The organism is Candidatus Propionivibrio aalborgensis (assembly GCF_900089945.1).
In the GTDB taxonomy this organism is placed as follows: domain Bacteria; phylum Pseudomonadota; class Gammaproteobacteria; order Burkholderiales; family Rhodocyclaceae; genus Propionivibrio; species Propionivibrio aalborgensis.
In genome coordinates this window covers 1-6174 of the sequence record NZ_FLQY01000144.1, presented here as the reverse complement: position 1 = coordinate 6174, position 6174 = coordinate 1, and the positions used below count along the sequence as shown (strand labels likewise).

Below are 6174 nucleotides of genomic sequence, written 5' to 3'. Positions count from 1 at the left end.
TTCTCTTCCTCTTCTTGTGTATGGCATATCAGAATTCGATCAATTGAGAACACGCCCTAGTGTACGATCCGAATGCGGCGCCGCCAGCGATCGGGATGAGTTGGAAGAAATCGAAATCGAAAGAGTCGCCGGCGGCAAGTGGCGAGTTGTCAAAAGCCGGATATCCGCCTGTAGGAAAATTAACGTCATCGTAGTTGTCAGTGGGCGTGGCGAACGCACCGGTCGCAACGCTCCAACTTAGACCAAAAGGCATGTCGCCAGTGTTCTCAATCCGGACCTTGAAGGTCACCGTATCGGTCGGGCCAACAATCTGTCCGTTGTTGAGAATGCTGCCAGAGAGAATGGCCGCGGCAGCAGACACTCCGGGCAGACTCGCGAGCATTAACGCGATTGTGATTGTTCTGATGGTCTTCACAAACACCTCCTAGAAATGATTGGATCTACGGGAAGCGTTCCAGTCAAAATGGTGGGCAAGCCTCCAATGCCAGCTACGCGCTCATAAACAAGCAAACTTCATGCCATTATAGTTTAGGAATCGATAATTGCTCTTGTAATCATCACCTTATTTTCACAGTGCGTTCGCCAAATTCTGCCTTTGCATAGGTGAGTGTAAGAAAATCCGACAGTCTTCGGCGACCTATCTCCGTGGCGTCGACAATTGCTTGCCAACGGGTCCTGCCGCGCGGCGGACTACGGACTTGAAACCAGACCAAAGGGGTCGCATTCTTTTTGGAGCAGTCATGCCACGTCGCCCACGCATTAAATTTGCCGGACTACCGCAGTACGTTGTTCAGCGCGGAATCAATCGAGAGCCGTGTTTCTTTGCCGAGGAGGATTATCATTGTTACCTCCATTGGCTGGAAAAAGCGTCTGCCGATTGGCACTGCCACATTCACGCCTAGCAGCCTGTCGGACTGATGCTGGCCCGACGACAGATAAGTGAACTGCGGAGCGGTTTTCGCGGTTTCGTGGCTGCATTTTTCGATTTTCCGGGTGTTTTCAAAGCATTCTCACTCCTGAAGACGCAATACGGCCAAGCGTTTCAAATTCCACGCGAGGCAGACCAGCGTCCATTCGCCACTGACTTTCGTCAGGCCGCGCAGCGAGAACTGACGAAATCCCATGACCGACTTGATGATTCCGAAGACCGGTTCGACCGTTTGCTTGCGTAGCGCATAGAGCGCTCGTCCGGCCTTCGTCTTCAGTCGATGCGCCATCGTCTGGACGGGTGTCGCGTTCTCCGGCAAGGCCGGCGGCTCGCTGTGGCGTTCGCGCCAGTTTGGATGATGATTCTCTTTCGCTACCGCGATTAGCGGGGTGATGCCGGCCGTTTCGCATGCGGTGATGTTCGTCTCGCTGCAAAAGCCGGTATCGGCGATCAGGCCAGTGACCTTGCCCAGTCGCAGGTTTTGAGCCACCAGGGTCTCCAGCATCGGTTTGACCTGTTCTTTGTCGTTGGGCGCTTGTGTCAGCCCGGTGGCGACAACGAGCATCGTTTCAGTATCTGCCGCGGCTTGTGCGTTGTAGGTTTGTTCGAAGCCACCGCCGGAAACCGGCATCATCCGGGATTCTTCATCGGTCAGATTGATCTGGTCGCTGTCTTTCGGTCCGGGTCTCGGGGCGGCAGGCGGTTTGCCGCCGGGTTTCTTGCCCGTGGTCTTTTCTTTCTCGGTGCGTTTGGTCAGCTTCGCGTCGTACTCGGGCTTCTCCCGCTGATAACGTTCTTCGGCCCGGGCGGCGATCTTGGTCTTGGCGTCGGCCATGGCGGCAAGACGGTCTTCACATCGGCGGATTTCCGCCGGCAGGTCGATACCATCGGGCACATCGGCTTGGTCGGTCTTTTCCGCCAAGGCGAGCAGTTCCTGCACTTCGGCCTGAAGCTGCGTTTCCAGTTTCTCGATATGCCCGTGCGAGAGGGCGCTGTGGCGCGAGGCGTTGGCCTGTATCTTGGTGCCGTCCAGGCAGACGTTGCCGAGTTTGAGCAGTTTCATTTCCCGGGCCAGTTCGAGCACCTGAACAAACAGTTCGGAGAATTCGCCGAAAAACCGGCGACGGAAGGTCGCCAGCGTGTCGTGATCCGGGTGGGTACCGGCGGCAAGGTAGCGGAAGGCGACCGAGTCGTAGGTCGCCCGTTCCAGCTTGCGGCTTGAGAAGACGCCGGTGCAGTAGCCGTAGATCAGAATAGAAAGCAGCGTCGCCGGGTGGTGGGCCTTCGAGCCGCGCCCCGCGTACTGACGCGTCAGCCGACTCAGGTCGAGTCGATCAACCACTTCGACAATGTAGCGTGCCAGATGGTCCTCGTTCAGCCAGTCGTCAACCGAGGGCGGAAGTAAGTAGTCGGTCTTGCGGTCTGTCACGATGAAATTCGACATTGTCCTGCCCCGATTTTACGCTGACGTCATTGTCTCACACGAGGGGAAAGTCCGACAGCCTGCTAGCGGGCTGTGCGTATTCTCTTTGTCCACCAGAACTTCCCCGGCCAGCATCAGCAAGACTGGCGCAGTTCAACAAACTGCGACACGGGCTTTTCAAACGGCGCCAGGCGGCGCGATCATTCCGCTGCGCGCATTCTCGCTGACCGCCCGCGCCGCGGGATGGGTCAGTCGCCGCTCGGCTGAAATGAGGAAGAACCGCTCGCGAATCTCCTCCGTTTCGCCCAGCTTGACGACTTGGTAGTGCGCCGTCACCTCCGGCACGCTGGCCGCCGGCGTCGGGAAGATTCCGGCGCCGGCTTCGCCGAAAGCCTTCATCAGCGCGCTGTCGTCGAATTCGCCGACGATGCGCACACGCTTCCCCTTTCGTTCCAGCCAGCGCGGCAGGGCGCCGTGAAGTGCGCTGTCACGCCCGGGCAGCAGCAGGGGTGCGCCATCCAGGCAATCCGGGAAGCCGCCCGCCAGCCGCGCAGCCAACCCGGGCGCAGCCATGAAAGCCACGCCTGATTCGCCGAGCGGGTGGCTGTAGCCCTTGATCTCCATGCCCGGTGGCATGGGGCGGTCGGCCAGCACCATGTCGAGACGGTGGATCGCCAGATCCGCCAGTAGCCGGTCCAGCCGGTCCTCCTGGCAGATCAGGCGCACTGCCGTTGGAAGTCCCAGCACCGGCGCCAGCAGGCGATGGGCGGTGAATTTCGGAACGACGTCGGCGATGCCGACGCGGAAGGTGATGAAGCGCTCTTCGGCGCCGTTCTTCAGCAAGTCTTCCAGCTCGGCCCCGGTCTGGAAGATTTCCTCGGCGTAGGAGAGCGCCAGTTTTCCCGTTTCGGTCAGTTCCAGCCGGCGCCCGACGCGCCGGAACAGCGCCACGCCCAGCCGTTCCTCGAACTGGGAAATCTGCCCTGAGAGCGTCTGGGGCGTCAGATGCAGGCGCTCCGCGGCGCGGATGACACCGCCCGCACGGGCGACGCTGACGAAGTAATGCAAATGCTTGTAGTTGATCATGCCGCTCTCTCATTGTTCGTATTTTTCGATCATAACGCATAGTTATATCTGTTTGTATCGAATAGTGACCTTGCCCATAATCCAGGCGTCTTCTTCCAATCCAGCAGAGGAACGCCCATGAACCTGAAGATCCAAGCTCAAGACTTACCCTTGACCGACGTATTGCGCCAGCATGTGGCCACGCGCCTCGCCTACGCCCTGAATCACGGCCGGGATGTTGTCACGCGCATCGTCGTGCGCCTTTCCGATGTCAATGGCCCGCGTGGCGGCAAGGACAAGTGTTGCGGCATAGAGGTGCGCGTCAAGGGCGCTCCTGTCCTGATCGTCGAGGATACGCAGGCCGATCTGCACGTTGCCATCGATCGCGCCGCCGAGCGTATTGGCCGTACGCTCGACCGGCAGTTGGCGCGACGACGCACATTCGTCGCGGTCTCAGCGACCCGGCACCAGGCGCCTTCAATGGAAAAGGAGTGAAGAGATGAGAAGCTATCCCACAGGCCGTGAGGAATCGATCGCGCGCGCAATGGTAGTGCGCTGACTGTGCCGCCCCGCCAGCGCCGACCCTTGAAACCGTTTCTTCCAAACACAGGAGACTGAAATGAACCATCTAGGAACCCAAGCCGTTGCCCAGCCGCGGCGCGGCGCGGAAACCGTCCTTGCCGCCAACAAAGTGATCCGCAACACCTACATGCTGCTGTCGATGACGCTGCTGTTTGCCGCGGTCACCGCAGCCGCCTCGGTGGCGATGAAGCTGCCGCATCCCGGAATGATCATTACCCTGGTCGGCTATTTCGGCTTGCTGTTCGCCACCCACAAGCTGAAGAACAGCGGCTGGGGCCTGGTCTCGGTGTTCGCGCTGACCGGGTTCATGGGCTACACCCTCGGCCCGATCGTCGGCCACTACCTCGGCCTGCCCAGCGGCGGCCAGACGGTGATGATGGCCATGGCCGGTACGGCGGCGATCTTCCTCGAGATTCCGGCGCTGTCGTTGACGGTATCCGCCGCCTTCGTGCTGCTGATGTCGGGCCTCATCCTCTTCGAAACCAGCAACATCATCCATGGCGGCGAAACCAACTATGTGATGGCAACTGTGACCCTGTTCGTATCGATCTTCAACCTGTTCACCAGCTTGCTGCACTTGCTGGGTTTCATGAACAGCAATGACTGATGAAGCTCTTCTCGCCACTCTATCGCCGAGCCATGGTCTGGTCCCGGCATCCGCACGCGCCTGGGTACCTGGGCGGCATGAGTTTCGCCGAATCCTCGTTCTTCCCGGTGCCGTCGGATGTAGTGCTGGCGCCGATGTGCTTCGCACGGCCGCAGCGGGCGTGGCGCTTCAACGCTGGGCTCGGTGATCGGTGTGCTGAGGTGTATCGCTGACATGACCGCGACCTTGAATAACCGAGTCGCTATCGATGGCCGCCAACGGGCACGCTTCTGGGTTGAGTACCCGCGCGTGCGTAGCGAAGCGGATTTGCAGGATTGCTTTTTCAAGAGAACGCAATGAGTGTGATGGTTGTTGTCTATTTGGTACTTGGTCTGGTGCTGCTGGTCGCCGGTGCGGATCTGCTGGTGCGCGGCGCCTCGCGCCTGGCCTTGCGGTTTGGCATCTCACCGCTGCTGATCGGGCTCACCGTGGTCGCCTTCGGCACCAGCGCGCCGGAGCTGGCTGTGAGTGTCCAGGCCGGCCTGGCGGGCCAGTCGGGAATCGCTGTCGGCAACATCGTGGGCAGCAATATTTTTAATGTGTTGATGGTGCTTGGCGTTTCGGCACTCATCACACCGCTGGTGGTGTCGCAGCAACTGATACGGGTTGACGTGCCGCTGGTGATCGGGGCGTCGGTGCTGTTCTTGATCATGGCGTTCGACGGCCGCATCGGTCTTTTCGACGGCCTGCTGTTGACTGGCGGCATCGTGGCTTACATCGTGTTCAGCATCCGGCAAGGCCGCAAGGAAAGCGCCGCAGTGCAGGCCGAGTATGCGCAAGACTTCGGTGGCGAAGCCAGCCGGTTGCTGGGGCAACTGCCGGTTCAGATCGGGCTCATCGTCGGCGGCCTGGTGCTGCTGGTGCTTGGCGCCACCTGGCTGGTCGACAGCGCGGTGTCGATCGCTCGCATACTGGGTGTGAGCGAAGTGATTATCGGCTTGACCATCGTCGCCGCCGGCACGTCATTGCCGGAGCTCGCAACCTCGGTCGTGGCGGCGATGCGCGGCGAACGCGACATTGCGGTGGGCAACGTAATCGGCAGTGGCCTGTTCAACATTTTCGCGATCGGCGGCATTGCCGCCATGGTCACACCGGGCGGACTCGAGGTTGCCCCGGCGCTGATCCGCTTCGATATCCCGGTAATGGTCGCGGTGGCGCTCGCCTGCCTGCCGATATTCGCCACCGGCCATTGCATTGCACGCTGGGAAGGGGCGCTGTTCGTCGGCTACTACCTGGCCTACGTAGCGTATCTGGTCCTCGCGGCGACGCAGCATGCAGCACTTCCTGCATACAGCGATGCCATGCTCGGGTTTGTGCTGCCGCTCACGGCGGTGACGCTGGTTGTATTGCTGGCGCGCCAACGGGCGGCGATGAGGGTAGCACCATGACCCAAGCGAAAAGCAGCCCGCTGCTCGACCTTCTGGTCACCATCATCGTCCCCTCCGTGATCCTGATGAAGCTCAGCGATCCGGAAAGCCTGGGCGCCGTCAACGCGCTGCTGCTGGCACTGGCTTTCCCTCTGTCCTGGGG

At 60.3% G+C, this 6174-nt stretch carries 7 protein-coding genes; 4 read left to right on the top strand and 3 right to left on the bottom strand.

All coding sequences use genetic code 11. The features are described 5' to 3' along the window. Positions 1–28 precede the first annotated feature (28 nt). The 3 genes from PROAA_RS08525 to nhaR all read right to left on the bottom strand — a co-directional run bounded on the left by PROAA_RS08525 (position 29) and on the right by nhaR (position 3437). Entirely contained in the window at positions 29–415 is a 387-nt protein-coding gene (locus tag PROAA_RS08525) for a hypothetical protein (protein WP_186410939.1), read from the bottom strand. Positions 416–1010: 595 nt separating this feature from the next. Then, positions 1011–2372, bottom strand: a complete 1362-nt coding sequence (locus tag PROAA_RS08520; protein WP_186410938.1) for an IS1182 family transposase — start codon at positions 2370–2372, stop codon at positions 1011–1013. 156 nt (positions 2373–2528) lie between these two features. Next, entirely contained in the window at positions 2529–3437 is a 909-nt protein-coding gene (gene nhaR, locus PROAA_RS08515) for a transcriptional activator NhaR (protein WP_186410937.1), read from the bottom strand. Between the two features lie 117 nt (positions 3438–3554). Between nhaR and PROAA_RS08510 the strand changes: the two genes are divergently transcribed. From PROAA_RS08510 to PROAA_RS08495, 4 genes are all read left to right on the top strand, one after another. Beyond that, positions 3555–3911 (top strand): HPF/RaiA family ribosome-associated protein, encoded by a 357-nt coding sequence (locus PROAA_RS08510; protein WP_186410936.1) that lies wholly within the window; start codon positions 3555–3557, stop codon positions 3909–3911. Between the two features lie 124 nt (positions 3912–4035). Further along, the gene (locus tag PROAA_RS08505) at positions 4036–4605 is read left to right on the top strand and encodes a Bax inhibitor-1 family protein (RefSeq protein WP_186410935.1); all 570 of its coding nucleotides are present in this window, start codon (positions 4036–4038) and stop codon (positions 4603–4605) included. Beyond that, positions 4605–4817: a YqaA family protein gene (locus PROAA_RS08500; protein ID WP_245664217.1), complete on the top strand. Its 213-nt coding sequence runs from the start codon at positions 4605–4607 to the stop codon at positions 4815–4817. The genes PROAA_RS08505 and PROAA_RS08500 overlap by 1 nt, the downstream gene beginning before the upstream one ends. A gap of 102 nt (positions 4818–4919) precedes the next feature. Continuing rightward, the gene (locus PROAA_RS08495; RefSeq protein ID WP_245664216.1) at positions 4920–6032 is read left to right on the top strand and encodes a calcium/sodium antiporter; all 1113 of its coding nucleotides are present in this window, start codon (positions 4920–4922) and stop codon (positions 6030–6032) included. Positions 6033–6174 lie beyond the last annotated feature (142 nt).

What these genes read in the sequence shown, in the direction of transcription:
- nhaR (WP_186410937.1), bottom strand. Translation starts at nt 3,437, where the DNA reads ATGATCAACTACAAGCATTTGCATTACTTCGTCAGCGTCGCCCGTGCG.
- PROAA_RS08500 (WP_245664217.1), top strand. Translation starts at nt 4,605, where the DNA reads ATGAAGCTCTTCTCGCCACTCTATCGCCGAGCCATGGTCTGGTCCCGG.
- PROAA_RS08510 (WP_186410936.1), top strand. Translation starts at nt 3,555, where the DNA reads ATGAACCTGAAGATCCAAGCTCAAGACTTACCCTTGACCGACGTATTG.
- PROAA_RS08520 (WP_186410938.1), bottom strand. Translation starts at nt 2,372, where the DNA reads ATGTCGAATTTCATCGTGACAGACCGCAAGACCGACTACTTACTTCCG.
- PROAA_RS08505 (WP_186410935.1), top strand. Translation starts at nt 4,036, where the DNA reads ATGAACCATCTAGGAACCCAAGCCGTTGCCCAGCCGCGGCGCGGCGCG.